Raw genomic sequence first — 23031 nt, forward strand, 5'->3', positions numbered from 1 at the left:
ATCTAAAATCTAAAATCTAAAATTAAAATGAGTGATTCAAAAGTAAATATAGTAGATGCTCCGGAAGGATACGCTGGAGAGGGCTTTTTCGCAACAAAACTAAGCGATGTTGTAGGAATGGCTCGCGCCAATTCACTTTGGCCACTGCCTTTTGCAACTTCTTGTTGCGGAATTGAATTTATGGCAACAATGGCCGCACACTATGACGTGGCTCGTTTCGGTTCTGAACGTATGAGTTTTTCTCCTCGTCAAGCGGATATGTTGCTTGTTATGGGAACAATCGCTAAAAAGATGGCGCCGATCTTACGCCAAGTTTATGAACAAATGGCCGAACCTAGATGGGTTATCTCAGTTGGAGCTTGTGCTTGTTCAGGTGGTATTTTCGATACCTACTCTGTTCTTCAAGGAATCGACAAGGTAATTCCTGTTGACGTTTATGTTCCGGGATGTCCTCCAAGACCGGAACAAATTCTAGACGGTGTGATGCGATTGCAAGATTTAGTACGATCAGAATCCGTTAGAAGAAGAAGTTCTCCAGAATACACTGAATTATTGGCTTCTTATAACATCAAGTAATTATAAATGGCATTAGAAACCTCCGTTATACAAACAAAATTAGTTGATCAATTCGATACAATCGTAACCGATTTTGTACAGCTACACGACATACTCACTTTCGAAGTAGATTCAAATTCTATTACAAAAGTAATCCAGTTTTTGAGAGACGATGCTACTTTGCGTTTCAATTTCATGACCGATTTATGCGGTGTTCATTACCCAGATGCAACTCCAGACAGACAATTTGCAGTGGTTTATCACATGCACAATTGGATAGACAACGTAAGGATTCGTATCAAATGTTTCCTTAATGGTGAAAATCCTGAGATCGATACAGTTTCAAACTTATTTTTAAGTTCTAACTGGCAAGAAAGAGAAACGTATGATTTCTATGGAATTATATTTAAAGGTCATCCACAATTGAAGAGAATCTTGAATATGGACGAAATGACCTCTTTCCCAATGCGAAAAGAATTCCCAATGGAAGATGGGGGAAGAACCGACAAAGACGACCGTTTCTTCGGTAGAACAACCGATAATTGCTAATTGCCCTGAAATAATATCGATTATATGTCAGACTTATTATTACCACCAGAATTACGATATGCCGATATCATCAAACAAAGGCAAAATGAAGATGGAAGCGAACTTTCGATTCTGAATTTAGGCCCTACTCACCCGGCAACCCACGGAATTTTCCAAAACATTCTTTTGATGGATGGAGAACGAATCGTGGACGGTGAAGGAACTGTTGGATACATCCATCGTGCATTCGAAAAAATAGCAGAAAACAGACCTTTTTACCAAATCACACCACTAACCGACCGTATGAATTACTGTTCGGCTCCCATCAACAATATGGGTTGGTGGATGACTTTGGAAAAAGCCTTAAATATAGAAATTCCAAAACGTGTCCAATACATGAGGGTCATCATTATGGAATTGGCGCGTATTGCCGATCACATTATCTGCAGCTCGGTTATGGGTGTAGATACTGGAGCGCTAACTGGTTTCTTATATGTATTCCAATTCAGAGAAAAAATCTACGAAATCTATGAAGAAATTTGTGGAGCCCGTCTTACGACAAATATGGGACGAATTGGTGGTTTCGAAAGAGATTGGAGTCCAAAAGCTTGGGAAAAAATCAATGCTTTTTTAGAAGAATTTCCAGAAGTTTGGAGAGAATTTGAAAACCTCTTGACTAGAAATAGAATCTTTATGGACAGAACCATTGATGTGGGAGCTATTTCGGCTGAAAAAGCAATCAGTTATGGTTTTACAGGTCCGAATTTAAGAGCCGCCGGTATTGATTACGATGTCAGAGTTATGCAACCTTACAGTTCATACGAAGATTTCGAATTTGAAATTCCTGTTGGAAAATCTGGGGATACTTATGATCGTTTCTGTGTAAGAAATGCCGAAGTTTGGGAAAGTATGAGCATCATCAAGCAAGCCATTGCTAAATTGCCAGAAGGACCTTTCCATGCTGATGTTCCCGATTATTACCTTCCTCCAAAAGAAGATGTTTACAATACAATGGAAGGATTAATTTATCACTTCAAAATTGTAATGGGAGAAATTCCTGTTCCAGTAACAGAAGTATATCACGCTGTTGAAGGCGGAAACGGAGAAGTTGGTTTCTACCTAATTACTGACGGAAGCCGAACACCTTTCAGATTGCATTTCAGAAGACCTTGTTTTATCTATTACCAAGCATTCAATGACATGGTAAAAGGTGCAATGCTTTCGGATGCCATCGCAACACTGTCTAGTTTGAATGTAATTGCAGGAGAATTAGACGCTTAAGAATTTCAGATTGTTGATTAACGATTTTAGATTTCAGATTTAAAAGAAAAATGGAAAGAACACATCATACACAAGAGATCAATATAACGGAAGCTTTGATGACTCGTATCAACGAATTGATTAGTCATTATCCTGAAGGAAAGCAAAAATCTGCTTTGCTTCCTGTGCTTCACGAAGTGCAAGATGCCCACGATAACTGGTTGAGTATTGAATTACAAGACAAAGTAGCCGAAATATTGCAGATAAAGCCTGTGGAAGTCTATGAGGTAGTAAGTTTTTATACTATGTTCAACAGAAGGCCAATTGGGAAATATATGTTTGAATTTTGTCAAACTTCGCCTTGTTGTTTAAGAGGTGTTGAAAACCTAATGGATTATACCTGTGAAAAATTGGGTGTAAAAGTAGGTGAGCCAACACCAGACGGAATGTTTGAAGTTCGTGGTGTCGAGTGTCTTGGTGCTTGTGGTTATGCACCAATGATGCAGTTGGGTGATTTCTTCCAAGAGCATCTGACACCAGAAAAAATAGACCAACTGATTGTAGATTGCAGAGATAACAAGATTACTTTACACGATAAATAATATGTCACAAAAAATATTATTAGACAAGATTAATGTCCCGGGCATCAAAACCTACGAAGTATATCGTCGTGAAGGAGGTTATGCATCTGTAGAAAAAGCCTTGAAAAAACTAACTCCTGATGAAGTGGTAGAAGAAGTAAAAACTTCCGGACTTCGTGGTCGTGGTGGAGCAGGGTTTCCTGCCGGAATGAAGTGGAGCTTTATTGATAAAAAATCAGGGAAACCAAGACATCTGGTTTGCAATGCCGATGAATCTGAACCTGGAACGTTCAAAGACAGGTTCTTGATGGAATACATTCCGCATCTTTTGATTGAAGGAATGATCACTTCAAGTTATGCATTGGGAGCAAATTTATCCTACATCTATATTCGTGGAGAATATATGTGGGTTTATAAGATTTTAGAACGTGCCATTGCCGAAGCAAAAAATGCTGGCTGGCTTGGAAAAAATATTTTAGGTACCGGATATGATTTGGAATTATACGTTCAAATTGGTGGAGGTGCTTACATCTGTGGAGAAGAAACCGCACTTATTGAATCGTTGGAAGGAAAAAGAGGAAATCCGCGTATCAAACCGCCATTCCCTGCTGTTTCTGGACTTTGGGCCAATCCAACAGTTGTAAATAACGTGGAAACAATCGCTACTGTGCCGTGGATTATCAATAATTCAGGTGAAGATTATGCCAAAATTGGTATCGGTCGCTCAACAGGTACAAAATTAATTTCTGCTTCTGGACACATCAAAAACCCAGGTGTTTACGAAATTGAATTGGGATTAAGTGTTCATGAGTTTATGAATTCTGATGAATATCTAGGTGGAATGATTGATGACAGGCCTTTGAAGGCGTTCGTTCCTGGAGGTTCTTCTGTTCCTGTCTTGCCAGCTCATTTGATTTACAAAACTGCCAATAACGAAGATCGTTTGATGTCTTACGAATCTTTATCAGACGGTGGTTTTGCAACAGGTTCGATGTTAGGCTCTGGAGGATTCATTGTTTATAATGACACAGCCTGTATTGTTAGAAACACTTGGAATTTCTCAAGATTCTACCACCACGAAAGCTGTGGACAATGTTCGCCTTGCCGTGAAGGAACAGGTTGGTTGGAAAAAGTATTGCATAGAATCGAAAACGGTCACGGCCGTGAAGAAGATATCGATTTGCTATGGAGTATCCAGAGTAGAATTGAAGGAAACACAATCTGTCCATTAGGAGATGCTGCTGCTTGGCCAGTTGCCGCAGCAATCCGTCACTTTAGAGAGGAATTTGAATACCACGTACGTTTTCCTGAAAAGATTAAAAACAGAGACCATTTTGTGGCTGAACCTTTTGAAAAGGTGAGGCATTTGGTAGCGAAACAAACAGTTTAAAATGGCAGTAAGCTATAAGCAATAAGCCTTGACTTAAAGCTTACAGCATACAGCTTAGAGCATAAAAAATATGAAAGTAACAATAGACGGTCAAAGTATAGAAGTAGAACCGGGGACCACCATCCTTCAGGCTGCTCGAATGATTGGAGGAGAATCTGTTCCACCAGCGATGTGCTATTACTCTAAATTAAAAGGCAGTGGCGGAAAATGCCGTTGCTGTTTGGTTGAAGTTTCAAAAGGTAGTGATGCTGATCCAAGACCAATGCCAAAATTGATGGCATCGTGTGTAACAGGTTGTATGGACGGAATGGAAGTGAACAGTACCGCTTCTGAAAGAGTTCAGGATGCTAGAAAATCTGTAACGGAATTCCTTTTGATCAACCACCCTTTGGATTGTCCTGTTTGTGATCAGGCAGGAGAATGCGACTTGCAGAACTTGAGCTTCAAACACGGAAAATCCCAAACACGTTATATCGAAGAAAAAAGAACATTTGAGCCGGAAAATATCGGTCCGAATATTCAATTGCACATGAACCGTTGCATTCTTTGCTACCGTTGTGTGATGGTTGCCGATCAATTGACAGACAATCGTGTGCACGGTGTAATGGACAGAGGCGATCATTCTAACATTTCAACCTGTATTTCTAAAGCGATCGACAATGAATTTTCTGGAAATATGATTGATGTTTGCCCAGTTGGAGCTTTGACTGATAAAACGTTCCGTTTCAAATCGAGAGTTTGGTTCAACAAACCTTTCAACGCTCACAGAGAATGTACTACTCCAGGATGTTGCGGAAAAACAACCGTTTGGATGTTTGGAAACGAAATTCAAAGGGTTACAGGAAGAAAAGATGTTTACCACGAAGTGGAGGAATTCATCTGTAATACGTGTCGTTTTGACAAAAAAGAAGTATCGGATTGGGTAATCGAAGGACCTCGTAAATTCGAGAAAGATTCGGTTATCAACCAAAATAATTATACCAGAGAACTGGATACAGTTGTTATTGAAACTGAAAAAGGAATATTGAAAGGTCGTGACCAAGACCGTAAAAAAATCAGTATGCCGGCTGTTCCGTTGAAACAAGGTGAAAGAGAAGTCTTTAATAACGGAAAAGTATAATGGACAGTACACTGATAATAGAAAAAGGAATTTTTATTGTAGCAATTTTTGCCATTACAATGTTGATGGCGATGTATTCTACATTGGCTGAACGAAAAGTTGCGGCTTGGCTTCAAGATAGGATTGGGCCAAACAGAGCTGGTAAAGGTGGTATCTTGCAACCTTTGGCAGATGGTTTGAAATTATTTTCGAAAGAAGAATTCTTACCAGACACCCCTAATAAATTCTTGTTCATTGTAGGTCCGGCAATTTCAATGAGTGTTGCCTTGATGACCAGTGCGGTTATTCCGTGGGGCGATAAGTTGCATTTATTTGGACGCGATGTTATCCTACAAGCAACAGATATCGATGTGGCAATGCTTTATGTATTCGGAGTTTTATCAGTTGGTGTTTACGGAATCATGATTGGTGGATGGGCATCAAACAACAAATTCTCTTTAATGAGTGCAATGAGAGCGTCTTCTCAGATGATTTCGTATGAAGTTGCGATGGGACTTTCGATCATTGCCTTGATCATGATGACAGGAACCTTGAGCTTGAGAGAAATTTCAGCTCAGCAAAGCGGTATGAACTGGAATGTTTTCTACCAACCTGTTGGATTTATCATCTTCCTAATTTGTTCGTTTGCTGAAACCAATAGAACGCCTTTTGACTTGGCGGAATGTGAGGCGGAGTTAATTGGAGGTTATCATACAGAATATTCTTCGATGAGAATGGGATTCTATTTGTTTGCTGAATATGCAAGTATGTTTATCTCTTCTACGATTTTGGCAGTTCTTTATTTCGGTGGTTACAACTATCCTGGAATGGAATGGGCTGTTGAAAATTGGGGTGTCAATATTGGAAACGTTATCGGAATATTTGTGCTTTTTGCCAAGATCTGCTTCTTCATATTTTTCTTCATGTGGGTAAGATGGACGATTCCGAGATTCCGTTATGACCAGTTGATGCGTTTGGGATGGAAGATGTTGATTCCGTTGGCAATTGCAAATATCATTGTGACAGCTGTTGTGATTTTATTGTTTGACAACTAAGATCAAAAGTTTAAAAGAAAGACTATAGATTATCATCTAGCCCCGATTGAAGTGAAAATCCTTTTCTTTTTTTCTTTAAAAAAGAAAAGATTGTAACGGAAAGCGGGAAAATGGATTACAAATACAAGAGGACGATTTGCTCCTTATAAAAAAGAAATTAATTACCAGATATGTCAATAGAAACTATATCATTATCGGGAAGAAAAAAAGAGGTTTCAAACAAAAAGATGACTTTTTGGGAGAGCTTGTACCTGGTGGCAATTGTGAAAGGTTTGTTTATTACGATCCGTCACTTGTTCACAAGAAAAGTAACGATTAAATATCCTGAACAGGTACGAACTCGAAGCGATGTGTATCGTGGACAACACATGCTGATGCGTGATGACGAAGGTCGCGAGCGTTGTACGGCTTGTGGTTTGTGTGCACTTTCTTGTCCCGCAGAAGCGATCACGATGAAGGCTGAGGAAAGAAAACCTGAAGAAAAGCATTTGTACAGAGAAGAGAAATATGCTTCAATTTATGAAATCAATATGTTGCGTTGCATTTTCTGTGGATTGTGTGAGGAAGCTTGCCCAAAGGAAGCGATTTATTTGACAAAATCTAAAGTCTTGGTTCCTTCAAACTATGAAAGAGAAGAGTTTATTTTTGGAAAAGATAAATTGGTTATGCCTCTTGAAGCTGCAATTGCTAATGGTAAATTAAAAAACGCTAACTAATGTCGACAGTACTTATTATATTCTGTATTCTTGCCGCTGTCACTTTGGCTTCGGCATTTATGACCATTTTTTCCAGAAATCCTATCCACAGTGCTATTTATCTGGTTATCTGTTTCTTCTCGATTGCGGGTCATTATTTATTGTTTAATGCTCAATTTTTGGCATTGGTTCACATCATTGTGTATTCTGGAGCGATTATGATCCTGATTTTGTTTACGCTGATGTTGATGAACCTCAATAAGGAAGACGAAGTGCACAAGCCACGAATTACACGACTTGGAGCTGTTGTTTCGTTCTTTTTGATCATCTCGATCTTGATTGCGATTTTCGTTCAGACCAAACCAATTGTGGGTCCTTATGATACAACCGGAGAAGATTATCAATCGATAAAAGTATTGGGACAAGTTTTACTTGACCACGAAAACGGTTTTATGATTGCCTTTGAATTTGCTTCTGTATTGTTGCTTGTTGCAATGATCGGTGCCGTTTTATTGTCTAAAAAAGAAAAATCATCTAAATAATTATGGAGAATATTTTAAACCAAATTGGTATAGAAAATTATATCTTCCTTTCAGTAGCGCTTTTTTGCATTGGTGTTTTTGGAGTGTTGTATAGAAGAAATGCCATCATCGTTTTTATGTCAATAGAAATTATGCTGAATGCCGTGAACCTTTTATTTGTGGCTTTTTCTACTTATCACCAAGACGCACAAGGACAAGTTTTTGTATTCTTCTCGATGGCGGTTGCCGCAGCGGAAGTTGCAGTTGGATTGGCAATTTTAGTAGCTATCTTCAGAAATATCGGTTCGATTGATGTGGCTAATTTAAAAAACTTAAAAGGATAATTTTCAATGGATACCAATTTAGCTTTAGTACTATTATTAGCTCCTTTTTTAGGATTTTTATTAAATATATTCTTTGGAAAAAGTTTAGGCAAGAATGTTTCCGGAGCCATCGGAACGCTTGCTGTTGTTGTTTCTTTTGTCACAACTCTTATCTTTTTTCTTCAAATTAATCAGACTGGGCAACCAATAAGCATTCATCTGTTTGATTGGATTGCTATCAGCAACTTCAATATTGAATTTGGATTTTTATTGGATCAATTGTCTTTGCTTTGGTTGATGTTTGTAACAGGAATCGGTTCTTTGATCCACCTCTACTCGATCAGCTATATGCACGATGACGAGAATATGCACAAATTCTTTTCATATTTGAATCTGTTCATCTTCTTTATGATTACGCTTGTAATGGGTAGCAACTTGTTGATCATGTTTATCGGATGGGAAGGCGTTGGACTTTGTTCTTACCTGCTTATCGGATTCTGGTACAAGAATCAAAATTATAATGATGCGGCAAAAAAGGCCTTCATCATGAACAGGGTTGGAGATTTAGGTTTCCTGGTTGGAATCTTTATCATCGGAGCTTTATTCAATACTTTGGATTTTGCTACTTTGAAAGCAACTATCCTAGCTGGAAATAATTTAGATGCCTTTTGGATTGCAGCCGCTGCTTTGGCTTTGTTTATTGGAGCTTCTGGAAAATCTGCCCAAATTCCATTATACACCTGGTTGCCAGATGCGATGGCAGGACCAACTCCAGTTTCGGCCTTGATTCACGCCGCAACGATGGTAACAGCTGGTATCTTTATGATTACAAGATTGAACTTCTTGTTTGATTTGGCTCCTGCAATTCAAGATATTATTGCCGTTATTGGTGCTGTAACAGCTTTGGTAGCCGCAACGATTGGTTTGGTTCAGAATGATATTAAAAAGGTATTGGCTTACTCTACCGTTTCTCAATTAGGTTTGATGTTCTTGGCTTTAGGTTTGGGAGCTTACGAAATTGCTGTTTTCCACGTAATCACGCACGCTTTCTTCAAAGCTTGTTTATTCTTGGGTTCAGGTTCCGTAATCCATGCTTTGCACCACGAACAAGATATGCGTAAAATGGGTGGCTTGAGAAAAGCGATGCCGATCACATTTATTACAATGTTGGTTTCAAGTTTGGCTATTGCTGGTATTTTTCCATTATCTGGATTCTGGTCCAAGGATGAAATCTTGATGGTGGCGTTTCACGAAAGTCCAGTTCTTTGGGTAATTGGCTCTATTGCTTCGATCCTGACGGCTTTTTATATGTTCCGATTGATGTATTTGACCTTTTTTAAAGAATTCCGTGGAACCGAAGAACAAAAACATCACTTGCACGAAAGTCCGGCTTTATTGACTTTTCCCTTGATTGTATTAGCTATTTTGGCGGCAATTGGAGGTTTGTTGAGCCTTCCAGGACACAGCTGGTTGAATCACTACCTTGCTCCTTTGTTCGCAAAAGCCCACGAAGCACACCATTTAGGAACTACTGAATACATGCTGATGGGAATTGCAACTGTTGGTGCCTTGGTTGGAATTGGAATTGCATATGCGAAATATATCAAGCAGGCCCAAGTTCCTGAAGAAGATGAAAAAATTACAGGTCTCTCTAAAGTTTTATACAACAAGTACTATGTTGACGAAGTGTACGATGCCATCATCGTAAAACCAATCAACTTGCTTTCTTGTTTCTTTAGGGATTACATTGAAACAGCTTTGGCAGCGATTGTTTTTGGTTTCGGAAAAGCGGCCAACGAACTAAGCTACCAAGGGAAGAAAATTCAAAACGGAAGTATCGGTTTTTATCTTTTTGCTTTCGTCATAGGCTTTTGTGCCATTGTTTCGTATTTAATTTTAGCTCAAAAAAAATTCTAACATAATGGATGTATCTTTTATACTAATTATACTTTTAATTGGCGCTTTTGCAACTTATTTTTCAGGAGATAAACTAGCTCCAAAAGTAGCCTTGCTTTTCGGATTGGTATCCTTAGGATTTTCCGTTTACTTGTTGAGCCTTTTCAATGCCGGACAGAATATCGATTTTGTTTCGGGATGGATTACAAAACCAAGCATTTCATTTTCGCTTAAAGCAGATGGACTATCACTGGCAATGTTGCTTTTAAACACAGCTTTGACGCCTTTAATCATATTTTCAGCTTTTGGAAATGAATTCAGGAATGCAAAAAACTTCTATGCTTTAATCTTATTCATGTCATTCGCGATGGCGGGAACTTTCCTTGCCTCTGACGGACTTTTATATTATATCTTTTGGGAATTGGCCTTGATTCCGATCTACTTTATTGCCTTGATTTGGGGTAACGGAGATGCAGAAGAACGTAAAAAAGCAGTTGTAAAATTCTTTATCTATACTTTGGCTGGATCGTTATTTATGCTAACGGCTTTTATCTATTTGTATGGAAAAGCTGGAAGCTTCTTGCTTGAAGACTTATACAAATTAGAACTTTCTTCTCAAGAACAACTTTGGATTTTCCTTGGATTTTTCTTGGCTTATGCTATTAAAATTCCGATTATTCCTTTCCATACTTGGCAGGCAAAGGTGTACCAAAAAGCGCCAACTGTTGGAACCATGTTGCTTTCAGGAATCATGCTAAAAATGGGATTGTACAGCGTTATCCGTTGGCAATTGCCTTTGGCTCCAGCTGCCGCAAAAGAATATATGACCATCTTTATTGCTTTGGGAATTGCAGGAGTGATCTACGGATCGATTGTAGCTTTGAGACAAAAAGACCTTAAAAAATTACTAGCTTATTCATCTTTAGCACACGTTGGATTGATTGCTGCCGGAACTTATACTTTTAACCTTGACGGACTTCGTGGAGCAGTTCTTCAAATGATTGCCCACGGTTTTGTGGTGGTTGGTTTGTTCTTCGTGGCTGAAATCATCTACAGAAGATATGAAACCAGAGAAATCTCAGAAATGGGAGGTATCAGAAGCCAATCGCCGAAGTTTACTTCTATGTTTATGATTTTGGTTTTAGCATCGGTTGCTTTACCTTCTACCTTCAACTTTATTGGAGAATTTACGGTATTGTACAGCTTGTCGCAAATTGGAATCATCTGGGCTATCCTTGGTGGAACAACCATCATTTTAGGAGCTTATTATATGTTGAGAATGTTCCAACACGTAATGCTTGGAGAAACCAATGTTAAAGCATTCAAGGAAGTAACATTTAACGAAGGAGTAGTTTTGGTAGCCATCATCGCATTCTTATTGTTTTTTGGAATTTTCCCAAAACCAATTACAGATTTGATTACACCAAGTCTTGAAAATATTATAACTATAATCAATCGATAATTATCAAATAAAAAAATGAATACATTAATAGCTATAACAGGATTAGGTGTTTTATGCCTTTTATTTGAAATTTTCAATTTTAGAAAAGGGATCATTCCTTTTACGATTGTTGGTTTGTTGGCATCACTTGCCTTGACGATTAATGATTACGGCACTACTGCAAGCTTCTATAACAATATGGTGGTCGTGAATAATTTTTCGGTTACCTTTTCGAGTTTACTTATTGTACTGACCATCTTTATTGTTGCTTTGAGTCATAACTTCTATGATAAAGAAGCTGCCGCTAAAATATCTGACTTCATCGGAATAAAGATATTTATGCTTTCGGGTGCTATCGCGATGGTTTCGTTTGGGAATTTGGCGATGTTTTTCTTGGGTATTGAAATCTTATCAATTGCCCTATATGTTTTATGTGCCAGTGACCGATTGAACTTTAAAAGTAATGAATCGGGTATGAAGTATTTCCTGATGGGTGCTTTTGCTTCTGGTTTTATCCTTTTCGGAATCTGTTTGGTATATGGTGCAATGGGAAGCTTTGACGTAGCAGAAATCAGCGAATTATCGCGTTCTGCTGAGTTGCCGGATTGGTTCTTTATTGGAATCATATTGCTTACTATCGGTATGCTTTTCAAGATTGCCGCTGTGCCTTTTCACTTTTGGGCTCCGGATGTTTACGAAGGTGCTCCTGCATTGACTACTGCTACTATGAGTACAATAGCGAAAGTAACAGCTATGGCTACCTTATTTAAAATTTTGAGCGTACTGAATGCTGATATATCTGAGTCGTTCCAGATTGTTATTGTGGTGATTTCTATTGCTTCGATGACGGTTGGAAATATTATGGCATTACGTCAGACGAATGTAAAGAGAATGCTTGCTTTTTCTGGTATCTCGCACGCAGGATTTATGTTGATGACTTTGCTAAGCCTTAGTCTTTCTGCCGGAACGTTATTGTATTATGCGGCCGCTTATTCACTTTCTGGAATTGCAGCCTTTGCAGTTATCCTTTATGTTTGCAAGAACAGAAACAACGAAGATATTGTCAACTTCCACGGTTTAGGAAAAACCAATCCGCTGTTAGCTGCAGTGTTAACAGGTGCTTTACTTTCCATGGGAGGTATTCCTATCTTCTCTGGATTCTTTGCTAAATTGTTTTTGTTTAACCAGACAATTGAAGCAGGCTATCTTGTTTTGGTGATTGTTGCGGTTGTAAACTCTATCATCAGTATTGGATATTATTTCAAATTGATCTTGGCAATGTATGGCAAAGAGCCTAACGAAGAAAGAACAGGAACTCCTATCTTATATTATTCTGTTGCTGTGATTGCAATTGTGATTAATATTGTAATTGGTCTTTTCCCTTCTACGGTTTTAGACTTGATGTAAAATATTATCGTTTCTATATACAAAAGCCATTCGAAAGAGTGGCTTTTTTTTTCATTATTATTGAACTAAGGCGACGGTGCATCAGAGACTCTTTCGGTGCATCAGAAACTCTTTCGGTGCAAGGGTAAATATCTTCAGTACTCAATTTTATTTTTATTCAAAAAAAAATCCCGACTGCTTGATTGCAATCGGGATTCTTTTTCTTGAGGCCAAAATTATTTAGCTTTTCTCTGGCATCAAAATACCAACGACTTTGTCTTTCGTCAAGTATTTCTTCGCTACAGCTTGAATGTCTTTAGCGGTAATCGCATTTACTTTCTCTTCAAATTTTAGAATATCATCTGCATTTGTTCCGTTGGTGTAGGATCTGCTGAAGTTGCTCAACCAGTATCTGTTCTCTTTGATGTCTTTCTTATAATCCAACAATTCGGCCTCTTTGAATTTAACTACGTCGCCTTCAACCGGACCATTGTCAATAATCTTTTGGAGTTCTCTCAAAGCAGAAGCTGTCAATTTCTCAGCATTTTCTGGTCCGCATGGGAAACCGATACTAAAATTGTAAGCACCGTTTGGCACTTTGCTCATGCTTCCTCTTGCGCTAACGCCATATACACCACTTTCATTTTCTCTTAATTCTTCAATTAATTTGATGGTCAATACTTCGCCCAAAGCTTGCATTGCCAAAGCTTCTTTTGGAGAATAATCAGCGTCGCCATAATACATAATCGTTACCGAACTTTTTGGATCTGTACCTTTGTTTACAACCTTTTTCAAATCACCTTTCAGCATTCTGTATCCAAGGTCAACTGCTTTTTCTTTTTTATCTGTTGATGGTAAAGAAGCCAAATATTTCGCAGAAAACTCCTCAATTGCCTTGTCATCCACATTACCTACGAAGAAGAATTCGAAATCTCCAGCGTTAGCAAAACGTTCCTTGTATTTCTTGTAAGCCAATTCATAGTCTGTAGTTTCCCAAGCTTTATCATCTGGGAACATACCGAAGTATCTTGGATTTTCTTTCATCAAATAGCCATAGAATTCCTGTTGGAAATACACATTTGGTTGCGAAGAAAGGTTCTTGAAGAAAGCCGATTGTTTTTGCTTGTATCCTTCAAACGCTTCCTTATCAAGGTTCAAATCTGTGAAATAAGCATGAACCGTTTGAAATAAATATTCCAAATCCTTTGGTGTAGCACTTCCTCTGAATCCTTCGGAAGTACTGCCGATGTATGGATTTACATTGGCAATTTTACCAGCCATAAATTTATTGATATCGTTCAATTTTAAACCTGAAAAACCTGCTTCAGTCAAAGCTCCATTTGCAAATTGCGTTTTCTTGGCTTCATCATTCGTATACAAATTTGTACCTCCAAAACTAATTCCTTCCATCAATACTTCATCATTCTTGAAGTCGGTTTTCTTGTAGGTAACTTTTACACCATTAGACAAAGTCAGAGTGGTAGCGCCAATGTTTGCGTTGAATTCTTTGTTGGTGATTTTTCCAGCTTTCACTTCTTTTCTCAACAAGCTAGAAGCAACAGCGGTTTCCTCATAAGGTTTCACTTCATCAGAATTTACTTTTAAAGTATTCAAAACCTCTTGCTCTGTTACTTTTTTCAATCCTTCTTTCTCTGGACCAGTGATGATCACCACTCTATTGTCGTCCTTCACATATTCTTTTACGAATCCGGCCACATCCTTTAATTCTACTTTAGGAAGCATTTGTTTTACCGCTTCATACTCCCAAGCAATTCCCGGAGCAGGTGTTCCTTCTAAGAAATACGACTGGTATTCACTCACAAACATTTCAGAGTTTGATTTGTCTCTGTCGTTGTAAGCCTGTTCGTATCTTGCCAAATAATCCGATTTAGCCCTATCTAATTCGCTTTGCGTAAATCCGTATTTTTTTGCTCTTTCATTCTCTGTTACCAATACTTTCAAAGCTTCCAATTGCTTGTCTTCCTGTGTCATGGCAAAAGATTGGTAGGCTTCCTTGGTTCTGGCCCAAGTACCACCATGGTAAGAATAACCAAATGTAAACGGAGGAGTTGGCGAATTTGTCAATTCATCCAATCTATTGTTTAACATTGTTGTAAAGATGTTTTCTACAAGATCGGCTCTATAATCAGCAACCGTTACCGTTTTTTTAGGTGCATTGTGGTCCTTGTAGATCAGCTGTACCTGTGTTCCAGAAGCTTCCTTGTCGCTTTCAACCGCCACAAAAGTTTCCTTGTGATTGGGAACATCGTATACTTTCCTTGGCTTTTCATTCTTTGGATTCTGATATTTCCCGAAGTGATCGTTGATCTTCTTCTCCATTTCAGCAACATCAATATCCCCAACAACAATCACACTCATCAAATTCGGACGGTACCAATCTTTGTAGAAACTTGTAAGCTTGTCGTATTTAAAGTTTTCCAGGATTTCTTTCTTTCCGATAGGCAAACGATCTGCATAATGGGATTTGTACATCATTTTCGGCATGTATCTACCCATCATTCTCTTGCTTGCTCCAAGTCCGAGACGGTATTCTTCCAGAACAACCCCTCTTTCCTTATCCACTTCTTCTGGCGTCAATACGGCATTGAAAGCCCAATCCTCCAAAATATTGAAGCCGTTTTCTAGTTTTGAAGCATCATCAGAAGGAATTGGAAGGAAGTAAACCGTTTCGTCGAAACTCGTATAGGCATTCAAGTGCTGTCCGAATTTAACTCCGATGCTTTGCAGATAATCCACTAACTTGTTTTTAGGAAAACGTTTGGTTCCATTGAAACACATGTGCTCCATAAAGTGCGCCAAACCTTGCTGTTCGTCGGTTTCAAGAATAGAACCAGCGTTGATGACCAATCGTAAATCTACCTTGTTCTCTGGCTTGGCATTTTTCTTGATGTAGTAGGTCAAGCCGTTTTTAAGCTTTCCTGTTTTTACACTAGGATCAAAAGGAATCGGACTGTCGCCTTTTAATTCTTGAGCTCCCATTGCCAAAGGGAATACCAATAAAAAAAATAACGTTCGTTTGATTTGTTTCATAAATTATTGTTTTTTGTTTTGTCGAATTTAAATAATAACTCGAAATCTTCATTTTTATTATAATACATTTAACAGAAAATACTTATATTTCTGAACTACTCAATAAAAATACTCTTCTATCATAAATTTATAAAAATGGAGTTATTGTAATTTGCTATCTTTACTTTTTTGAAATTAATTTAATTCTAGAAATGTCTAAAAAATTCTACTCTATACTTTTACTCGCTTTTTATTTTTCTATGCCTCAAGCATTTGCCCAAGAAAAAGAAATCATTCCCCCTTATAACATCAAGACGGTGACGTTTGTTCAAAACAACCAGAATACGATTCCGGTTTTTCGTATGAACGATAGTTTTCAGTTTCAATTTGATGATTTGTATGGAGACGAGGCCAATTATTTCTACACCATCACACATTGTGATTACGACTGGAAACCCTCACAGCTATCCAAAGCCGAATATATAGATGGTTTTGACGATCAGCGGATTCAAAATCACACCAATTCTTTCAATACGTTGCAATTGTACACGCATTATACGGTGAATCTTCCAAATAAATTCACACGTTTGAAAGTTAGCGGTAATTATGTATTTAAAATTTTAAACGACAATAAAGAAGTAGTGTTTTCCAGAAAATTCATCATGTGCGAAGAATTGGTTTCAGTGCCTATGCAAGTTAAGCGTGCACGAAATGTCAATCAAATCAATTTTAAGCAAAACCTTGAATTTTCGATAAAATCCCAAAACATCCAATTCCAAAATCCGTTACAAAATATAAAGGTTCTATTGATGAAAAACGGACAATTCAATGATGTCATTACCAATGTAAAACCTATGTACACCATTGGAAATGACCTGATTTATAAATACGATACCGAAACGCAATTCTGGGGCGGAAACGAATTTTTGTTTTTTGACAACAAGGACATTCGAGGAGCAAACAACAGCATTTCAAGAATTGATGCAAAAGAAATCTACAATTCTCATCTGTTTACAAACAATGCCAGGGCGAATGTTCCGTACACTTTTTTCCCTGATGTAAATGGTAATTTTGTTGTTCGAAACCTAAATGCAGAGGACAATACTGTGGAAGCCGATTATTCGTGGGTCTTTTTCTCACTGAGTGCTCCTGCCTATTACGGAAAAAATGATATTTACATCACGGGCATGTTCAATAATTTTGCCTTGACACCAGAGTACAAAATGGATTATAACAAGGACAAAGGGATTTATGAGAAAGCCCTTATGGTAAAGCAAGGATTCGTAAACTACCAATACACGATTGCCGATAAGAATGGTAAAATTGACAATGAAAATGCCATCGACGGTAATTTCTACCAAACCGAAAACAATTATCTCGCCCTTGTGTATTATCGTGAAAACGGACAACGTTATGACCGCGTTATTGGAAAAGGGGTTGCAACTTCGGTCGACATCATTAATTAAAGTTATAAAAAACTGTAAACAAAGCCTTTAAGGTAATTTAATAAATAAAAAATGTGATACCAAAATTAAAATTTGTAATTTTGGAACACTTATAAAACAGATATGGTTTCTCAAATCACAAGAGGTATAAAAATTTCGGTTCTGACTAGTTTTGAAGGTACTTACTTCAAGAACTACAAGATTCATTTTGCCTTTAGTTACGAGATTACAATTGAAAACCATAGTAAGGATTCAGTTCAACTTATCTCGCGCCATTGGGAAATTTACGACTCTCTAAACGATACCGAATTTGTAGACGGCGAAGGCGTTGTAGGCAAAAAACCTGTTTTAAAGCCTGGTGAAAGCCATACGTACAGCTCTGGATGCCTGCTTTCTTCACCTTTCGGATCCATGAAAGGCTATTTCAATATGATCAATTTTACCTCTACCAGAAGTTTTAGGGTAATGGTGCCTACTTTTAAATTGAGTACTCCTTTTGCGTTGAATTAATAAGAAGCTAATCCAGCTTTTCACTCCAAGTTTTTTCATTCCTTCCTTTTTTTGTAAGGATAAAAAGAGCTTCCGCTGGTCGCTTTTTTCTCCTAACAAAAAATAGTCAGTAATTTCAAAAGCTTTCCGTTACAATCTGGGCTAGGGTTTCTGCTAAAAATCAATTTTATTTTTCCGATTGCCTTTTCTCAATCAAAATCACCTCCTCTTTCGTTACCGCATACACCAAATCATTTCCTTCGGGAACCATAATATATTTCCCCGTAAATTCTCCAAAAGCTGGCAGAATCATCTGGTTTTCTTTCTGAAAAAAACACGGCAATTTGATATGATGTCCGCCAAAACCACGCAACGCAACACCCGGATGAATGTGTCCAGAAAAATTAAACAAGCCTTCTCGTTCCGTTGGATGATGCGTCAAAAGAAAGCCGTCCACTTCTAACTCCTTGAAAACTTTCACCTCGATGTTATCGTAATTTTCCTTGGCAATGATGTCGTGGTTTCCGGCAATCAGAACAATCTCTGCCACACAACAATCCGACCATTCCACGAACAGATTCCACTCGCTGTTTTTGGAGCTATGAAATAAATCGCCCAAAAAAACGACGCTTTCTGGGTCGAAATAATCTACCACTTCCGTCAATCGTGTAAAGTTCTTGGAAACCGCATTATTGGGAATCGCCACGCCGTGTTTACGGAAATGTGAGACTTTCCCTAAATGAACATCGGAAATTAAAAGTGCTTTTCTGTCTTCCCAAAACAAAGCACCACTTGGATGAAGGATGAATGTTTGAGATTTTATTTTTATTGTAATCGTCATTTAAAATTTTAAACTTTTCGCAATCCTGCAAGGTTTTCAAAACCTTGTAGGTATTATATTCTCGTCGTATTTTTGCGCAAGATTCACAAGATTTTCAAAACTCCGCAGGTATAATTTCATATTTTTTTCTAATCAAGACCTACAAGGTTTTAAAAACCTTGCAGGTCAAAATCCTTTCATATACGAAGCGGTCATTTTTTTAATTCGTTCCGCCAATGTCTCACTCGATAATTTTTCACGGAGCCTATCCGTAATTATCGGGAAGCTGAAAGGCGTTGGCTTTTTGCATTGTTTCCAAACAATTTCTTGATTGGCAATTCGTTCCAACGCTAATAATAATCGGCCTTCTTCCAATTGATGTTCAAACGTTTCGCGATAAGCTTGCTGAAACAACAAATTCTCAGGTTCGTAATCCCTGAAAACTTCAAACAGCAATTGCGAACCGCTTTGCAAATGTTTGGTCTTGATCATTTTTCCTGGAAAACCCGTAAAAACCAGACCTGCAATTACAGCGATATCACGGAATTTTCGTCGGGCCATTTCCGTCGCGTTCAAACTTTTCATCAAATCAGAATGTACGTAATCGGTTGAAAAAAGGTTGTTGTCCAACACTTCCTGCATGTTGATTTCTTGGTCGGAAAGCAGTTCAAAGCCGTAATCGTTATACGCCAGCGAAAAACTTATCGGTGAAAGCAAACTGATACGATACGCCAATAAACTCGCCAGTGCTTCATGCACAAATCTTCCCTCGAATGGATAAAAAATAGCGTGATAGCCTTCTCTGGTTTTAAAGGTTTCAATCAAAAATTCATCGGCACTTGGCACAATCGATTCTTTCCTTTGTCTAGCAAACATCGGCTGTAACGCTTTTAATTCTGGCGATAAATCATCGGTGTTTGCCCGATACAATTCCTGCCTAAGCAGTTCACTCATCTGGGCCGAAAGCGCCATCCTTCCTCCCATCCAACTCACCAGCCTCGATTTCTTGGTTGGGTCGGCTTTTCTAACCAAAACCTGCATGTTTTTGATGCGGTACAATTCTAATTTCTTTCCACCAAAAGTAAAGGTGTCGCCTGGATTTAATTTAGAAATAAACCATTCTTCAATTGTTCCGATAAAACCGCCACCCATAAATTTTACGTTCAACGTTGCATCGCTCACAATCGTCCCGATTTGCATTCTGTGGTGCATCGCAATCATCCGACTGTTGATTTTGAAAAGGCCATTTTCTTCGATTTCTACTTTTTTATATTCGTCATACGCCTGCAAACTCTGGCTTCCGTTGACAATAAAGTTTAAAATCCAATTCCAATTTTCCTTTGTCATTGCTTGATAACAGAACGTTCCTTTTACTTCTTCGTAAATTTCATCCGGAAAAAATCCGTCCGAAACCGCTAAGGTATTCAAGTATTGCACCAAAACATCCCAGCTGTTCAAATACGGAACTCGGTCTTCCACAACGGTATTTGCCACTGCTTTTTTTAATGCCGAAGCTTCAATCAATTCTATGGAATGTGTCGCCAAAAAATAAATCGTACTTTCTTTTCCGGGTTGGTGCCCGCTTCGTCCAGCTCGTTGCAGAAACCGTGCGACGCCTTTTGGACCACCGACTTGAATGATGGTTTCCACGGGAGCAAAATCGACACCCAAATCCAAACTGGAGGTACAAACTACCACTTTCAATTCTTCGTCACGAATTGCCTGTTCTACCCAAAGTCGGGTTTCGCGGTTGATGCTTCCGTGGTGCATTGCCATTTCTCCTGCAAATTCGGGATATTTTTCCAATAATCTTTGAAACCAGATTTCACAAGCCGAGCGAACATTTGTAAAAAGTAATGTTGTTCTACTCGCTTTGATGATTTTCGCCACCTCATCAATCAAGTGCAAACCCATGTGACCCCGCCACGGATAGGTTTCCATTTTCTCTGGAATTATCGAAATGACGTTTATTTTTTTATTGATAACCGCTTTGATTAAAACTGAATTTTTATACGCTTCCGAATCAATTCCAAGCAAAACTTCTTGGGCTTGTTGCAAGTTTCCGATGGTTGCCGAAATGCCCCAGATGCGCATATTCGGAGCGATTTTCTTTAATCTTGACAAGGCCAGTTCGGTTTGAACGCCTCGTTTTGTTCCTAATAATTCGTGCCATTCGTCGATGACAATTGCTGAACAATCCTTGAAGGTTTTTTCATATCCTTTTGATGCCAAGAGCAGTTGCAGACTTTCGGGGGTTGTGACTAACAAATCGGGCATCTTGCCTTTTTGCTTGGCTCGTTCGCTTGCCGATGTATCTCCAGAACGGATACCCACGGTCATTTGAGTTCCCAAATCATTCACGACACGTTCGGCAGATTGCTTAATTTCTACGGAAAGTGCTCGTAAAGGCGTAATCCAAATTGCTTTTAATCCGGGCTTGTGCTTTTCTTTATAATCTGGATTTTTTTTGATGTAATCGAGAACAATCGGCAACCATAAGGCATAGGTTTTCCCGCTTCCGGTCGGAGCGTTCAAAAGGCCATTTTTACCTTGCAAGAAAGCCGTCCAGGTTTGGGTTTGGAACGGGAAGGGCTTCCATCCTTGTTGGTGGAACCAGTCGCTTGCTAGGTTAAAAAGTTGTTCTCTGTTCATTTATTATTTCCTATTCTTTATTTTATTCTTAACCACAAAGAGCACAAAGTTTTACGCAAAGGTCGCAAAGCTATAATTCTAAAAAAATCTGCGTAAATCCGTGTCATCCGTGTTCTATTTTCTCGCAAAGGCGCTAAGTCGCAAAGCTTTTGCCTTTTGGCTAATCACTCTTGCCTAACTCAAATAATCATGCTCTTCAAATCGTCAATAGAATTCGCTTCTTCGATTTTCTTATCGATTCGCCAGCGTAATATTCTTGGAAAACGGGTGGCGATACCGCTTTTGTGGCGTTTGGATAGTGCGATTCCTTCGAAGCCAATTTCAAAAACTAATTTTGGAGTTACGCTTCTAACTGGTCCAAAACGTTCGAGAGTATTTTTCTTTATAAAATCATCCACCATTCTGAATTCGGCATCGGTTAAACCAGAATAGGCTTTTGCAAACGTCACCAATTCACGTTCACCGTTTTCGTTGTCTTGCCATAAGGCGAACGTGTAATCGGTAAATAAATTCGAGCGTCTTCCGTGGCCTCTCATGGCGTATGTTAGCACAGCATCAATTGTCAGTGGTTCAATTTTCCACTTCCACCAATCGCCTTTTTTTCTTCCGACCAAATAAGGCGAATCTTTTCTTTTCAGCATCAACCCTTCGCTTTTCATCTCTCTGGAACGGATTCTTTCTTCGGCAACTTCTTCCCATGTAGAGAATGAAACACGCTCGGAAAGTTGCAATGGAATGTCTTTATCTTTTATTTCGGAATATAATTTTTCCAATAAAATTCGACGTTCTTCAAATGGTTTGTTCCGAATGTCCTCGCCTTGCCATTCCAACAAATCATAAGCTCTAATTACAACTGGAGAATTTTTTAAGATGGCTTGTGAGACTGTTTTTCTACCAATCCGGGTTTGCAAGTCATTGAACGTTCCGATTTCTCCGTTTAGGAAGGGCAAAATTTCTCCATCGATAACAGTTCCATCCGGAATGACTCCAATAAATGACGCAAATTCTGGATATTTATCGCTGACCAATTCCTCTCCCCTGCTCCATACATAAATCTCGTTGTCACGGATGATGGTCTGCGAGCGGATGCCGTCCCATTTGTGTTCGGCACTCCAGTCTTCGGGATTTCCTAAATTAGAGACTTCCCCTTCGATGGGATAGGCCAAATAAAACGGATAGGGTTTCGACAAATAATCACTGCTTTTTTCGTCCAGAATCAGTTCTTGAAACGTGACGGTATTCGGGTTCCAATCGCCCATTAATTTATAGGCCAAAGCATCCTCTTCAATATTTTCTGCTTTAGATAATGCTCTTGTCATCAGTTTCTGACTCACACCAATTCGGAAACTTCCTGTGATAAGTTTAGTGAAAACAAAGCGTTCGTAATAATTAAGCGCCAACCAATTATCATGAAGATATTCTCTTTTTTCTTCGTCGGTCTTCTTTTTTAGGGCAATGATTTCCTGCAGGTATTCCGTCAGGCTTTTCTCGGAATGTTCTTTTGTGGTTGGGATTACGAGTGCAATTGTTTCGGCCAAATCGCCTACAATGTGATAACTTTCTTCAAACAACCACAATGGAATATTTGCCAATTCATTTGCCCATAATCGTAACAAAGTGGTGTTGACAGGTCGTGGCGGACGGCGGTGCGAGAGGATGGCGATTGTCCACACTTTGTCTTCATCGCTGGCGTTCTTGAAGTAATTTGTGAGCGCGTCAACCTTTACCGACGTTTTGTTGGAGCTGTCTAGGGATTTTATGAGTTCGGCGAAGTTTTTCATTTTTTCTAATTAACCGCAAAGAGCGCGAAGTTTTTTTTCGCAAGGTTCGCAATTTTTTTTTAATTTTTCTCGCAAAGACGCGAA

At 38.7% G+C, this 23031-nt stretch carries 19 protein-coding genes; 15 read left to right on the plus strand and 4 right to left on the minus strand.

Going from position 1 to position 23031, the window contains the following annotated elements; genetic code table 11:
• The first annotated feature begins 27 nt into the window (after positions 1-27).
• The 13 genes from ACI6PS_RS08550 to ACI6PS_RS08610 all read left to right on the plus strand — a co-directional run bounded on the left by ACI6PS_RS08550 (position 28) and on the right by ACI6PS_RS08610 (position 12751).
• The gene (locus tag ACI6PS_RS08550; RefSeq protein WP_421012138.1) at positions 28-576 is read left to right on the plus strand and encodes an NADH-quinone oxidoreductase subunit B; all 549 of its coding nucleotides are present in this window, start codon (positions 28-30) and stop codon (positions 574-576) included.
• A 6-nt stretch (positions 577-582) separates the two neighbouring features.
• Entirely contained in the window at positions 583-1104 is a 522-nt protein-coding gene (locus ACI6PS_RS08555) for an NADH-quinone oxidoreductase subunit C (RefSeq protein WP_421012139.1), read from the plus strand.
• 24 nt (positions 1105-1128) lie between these two features.
• The gene (locus ACI6PS_RS08560) at positions 1129-2364 is read left to right on the plus strand and encodes an NADH-quinone oxidoreductase subunit D (RefSeq protein ID WP_421012140.1); all 1236 of its coding nucleotides are present in this window, start codon (positions 1129-1131) and stop codon (positions 2362-2364) included.
• A 50-nt stretch (positions 2365-2414) separates the two neighbouring features.
• Positions 2415-2945, plus strand: a complete 531-nt coding sequence (locus ACI6PS_RS08565; protein ID WP_421012141.1) for a complex I 24 kDa subunit family protein — start codon at positions 2415-2417, stop codon at positions 2943-2945.
• Between the two features lies 1 nt (position 2946).
• Positions 2947-4314: an NADH-quinone oxidoreductase subunit NuoF gene (gene nuoF, locus ACI6PS_RS08570; protein ID WP_421012142.1), complete on the plus strand. Its 1368-nt coding sequence runs from the start codon at positions 2947-2949 to the stop codon at positions 4312-4314.
• Positions 4315-4384: 70 nt separating this feature from the next.
• Positions 4385-5434 carry a 2Fe-2S iron-sulfur cluster-binding protein gene (locus tag ACI6PS_RS08575; protein ID WP_421012143.1) on the plus strand — a complete coding sequence of 350 codons (1050 nt, stop codon included), beginning with the start codon at positions 4385-4387 and terminating at the stop codon, positions 5432-5434.
• Entirely contained in the window at positions 5434-6468 is a 1035-nt protein-coding gene (gene nuoH, locus ACI6PS_RS08580) for an NADH-quinone oxidoreductase subunit NuoH (protein WP_421012144.1), read from the plus strand. Before ACI6PS_RS08575 ends, nuoH begins: the two co-directional genes overlap by 1 nt.
• A 170-nt stretch (positions 6469-6638) precedes the next feature.
• On the plus strand, positions 6639-7184 hold the full coding sequence (locus tag ACI6PS_RS08585; protein ID WP_421012145.1) for a NuoI/complex I 23 kDa subunit family protein: 546 nt from the start codon (positions 6639-6641) through the stop codon (positions 7182-7184).
• The gene (locus ACI6PS_RS08590) at positions 7184-7705 is read left to right on the plus strand and encodes an NADH-quinone oxidoreductase subunit J (RefSeq protein ID WP_421012146.1); all 522 of its coding nucleotides are present in this window, start codon (positions 7184-7186) and stop codon (positions 7703-7705) included. The genes ACI6PS_RS08585 and ACI6PS_RS08590 overlap by 1 nt, the downstream gene beginning before the upstream one ends.
• A 2-nt stretch (positions 7706-7707) precedes the next feature.
• A complete protein-coding gene (gene nuoK, locus ACI6PS_RS08595; protein ID WP_421012147.1) occupies positions 7708-8028 on the plus strand; it encodes an NADH-quinone oxidoreductase subunit NuoK in 321 nt (106 codons plus the stop codon).
• Between the two features lie 6 nt (positions 8029-8034).
• Complete coding sequence (nuoL, locus tag ACI6PS_RS08600) at positions 8035-9924, plus strand: NADH-quinone oxidoreductase subunit L (protein WP_421012148.1); 1890 nt, start codon at positions 8035-8037, stop codon at positions 9922-9924.
• Between the two features lie 4 nt (positions 9925-9928).
• On the plus strand, positions 9929-11365 hold the full coding sequence (locus ACI6PS_RS08605; RefSeq protein ID WP_421012149.1) for a complex I subunit 4 family protein: 1437 nt from the start codon (positions 9929-9931) through the stop codon (positions 11363-11365).
• 15 nt (positions 11366-11380) lie between these two features.
• Complete coding sequence (locus ACI6PS_RS08610; RefSeq protein WP_421012150.1) at positions 11381-12751, plus strand: NADH-quinone oxidoreductase subunit N; 1371 nt, start codon at positions 11381-11383, stop codon at positions 12749-12751.
• Positions 12752-12970: 219 nt separating this feature from the next.
• Here the strand turns inward: ACI6PS_RS08610 and ACI6PS_RS08615 are convergent, their stop codons facing one another.
• Positions 12971-15781: a M16 family metallopeptidase gene (locus ACI6PS_RS08615; protein ID WP_421012151.1), complete on the minus strand. Its 2811-nt coding sequence runs from the start codon at positions 15779-15781 to the stop codon at positions 12971-12973.
• 191 nt (positions 15782-15972) lie between these two features.
• Here ACI6PS_RS08615 and ACI6PS_RS08620 point away from each other — a divergent pair, with 191 nt between their 5' ends.
• Positions 15973-17226 (plus strand): DUF5103 domain-containing protein, encoded by a 1254-nt coding sequence (locus tag ACI6PS_RS08620; RefSeq protein ID WP_421012152.1) that lies wholly within the window; start codon positions 15973-15975, stop codon positions 17224-17226.
• A 102-nt stretch (positions 17227-17328) separates the two neighbouring features.
• A complete protein-coding gene (gene apaG, locus ACI6PS_RS08625) occupies positions 17329-17715 on the plus strand; it encodes a Co2+/Mg2+ efflux protein ApaG (protein WP_421012153.1) in 387 nt (128 codons plus the stop codon).
• A gap of 166 nt (positions 17716-17881) precedes the next feature.
• Here apaG and pdeM read toward each other — a convergent pair whose 3' ends face one another.
• The 3 genes from pdeM to ACI6PS_RS08640 all read right to left on the minus strand — a co-directional run bounded on the left by pdeM (position 17882) and on the right by ACI6PS_RS08640 (position 22947).
• A complete protein-coding gene (gene pdeM, locus ACI6PS_RS08630; RefSeq protein WP_421012154.1) occupies positions 17882-18535 on the minus strand; it encodes a ligase-associated DNA damage response endonuclease PdeM in 654 nt (217 codons plus the stop codon).
• A gap of 165 nt (positions 18536-18700) precedes the next feature.
• Complete coding sequence (locus tag ACI6PS_RS08635; RefSeq protein WP_421012155.1) at positions 18701-21166, minus strand: ligase-associated DNA damage response DEXH box helicase; 2466 nt, start codon at positions 21164-21166, stop codon at positions 18701-18703.
• Positions 21167-21345: 179 nt separating this feature from the next.
• The gene (locus ACI6PS_RS08640) at positions 21346-22947 is read right to left on the minus strand and encodes an ATP-dependent DNA ligase (protein ID WP_421012156.1); all 1602 of its coding nucleotides are present in this window, start codon (positions 22945-22947) and stop codon (positions 21346-21348) included.
• Positions 22948-23031 lie beyond the last annotated feature (84 nt).

Origin of the sequence: Flavobacterium sp. PLA-1-15 (assembly GCF_049060005.1) — a bacterium.
GTDB lineage: Bacteria > Bacteroidota > Bacteroidia > Flavobacteriales > Flavobacteriaceae > Flavobacterium.

Coding starts and splice junctions, on each gene's coding strand:
- pdeM (WP_421012154.1), bottom strand. CDS start 18,535: ATGACGATTACAATAAAAATAAAATCTCAAACATTCATCCTTCATCCA.
- ACI6PS_RS08560 (WP_421012140.1), top strand. CDS start 1,129: ATGTCAGACTTATTATTACCACCAGAATTACGATATGCCGATATCATC.
- ACI6PS_RS08605 (WP_421012149.1), top strand. CDS start 9,929: ATGGATGTATCTTTTATACTAATTATACTTTTAATTGGCGCTTTTGCA.
- nuoH (WP_421012144.1), top strand. CDS start 5,434: ATGGACAGTACACTGATAATAGAAAAAGGAATTTTTATTGTAGCAATT.
- ACI6PS_RS08635 (WP_421012155.1), bottom strand. CDS start 21,166: ATGAACAGAGAACAACTTTTTAACCTAGCAAGCGACTGGTTCCACCAA.
- ACI6PS_RS08610 (WP_421012150.1), top strand. CDS start 11,381: ATGAATACATTAATAGCTATAACAGGATTAGGTGTTTTATGCCTTTTA.
- ACI6PS_RS08640 (WP_421012156.1), bottom strand. CDS start 22,947: ATGAAAAACTTCGCCGAACTCATAAAATCCCTAGACAGCTCCAACAAA.
- nuoK (WP_421012147.1), top strand. CDS start 7,708: ATGGAGAATATTTTAAACCAAATTGGTATAGAAAATTATATCTTCCTT.
- ACI6PS_RS08590 (WP_421012146.1), top strand. CDS start 7,184: ATGTCGACAGTACTTATTATATTCTGTATTCTTGCCGCTGTCACTTTG.
- ACI6PS_RS08615 (WP_421012151.1), bottom strand. CDS start 15,781: ATGAAACAAATCAAACGAACGTTATTTTTTTTATTGGTATTCCCTTTG.
- nuoF (WP_421012142.1), top strand. CDS start 2,947: ATGTCACAAAAAATATTATTAGACAAGATTAATGTCCCGGGCATCAAA.
- nuoL (WP_421012148.1), top strand. CDS start 8,035: ATGGATACCAATTTAGCTTTAGTACTATTATTAGCTCCTTTTTTAGGA.
- ACI6PS_RS08550 (WP_421012138.1), top strand. CDS start 28: ATGAGTGATTCAAAAGTAAATATAGTAGATGCTCCGGAAGGATACGCT.
- ACI6PS_RS08575 (WP_421012143.1), top strand. CDS start 4,385: ATGAAAGTAACAATAGACGGTCAAAGTATAGAAGTAGAACCGGGGACC.
- apaG (WP_421012153.1), top strand. CDS start 17,329: ATGGTTTCTCAAATCACAAGAGGTATAAAAATTTCGGTTCTGACTAGT.
- ACI6PS_RS08565 (WP_421012141.1), top strand. CDS start 2,415: ATGGAAAGAACACATCATACACAAGAGATCAATATAACGGAAGCTTTG.
- ACI6PS_RS08620 (WP_421012152.1), top strand. CDS start 15,973: ATGTCTAAAAAATTCTACTCTATACTTTTACTCGCTTTTTATTTTTCT.
- ACI6PS_RS08585 (WP_421012145.1), top strand. CDS start 6,639: ATGTCAATAGAAACTATATCATTATCGGGAAGAAAAAAAGAGGTTTCA.
- ACI6PS_RS08555 (WP_421012139.1), top strand. CDS start 583: ATGGCATTAGAAACCTCCGTTATACAAACAAAATTAGTTGATCAATTC.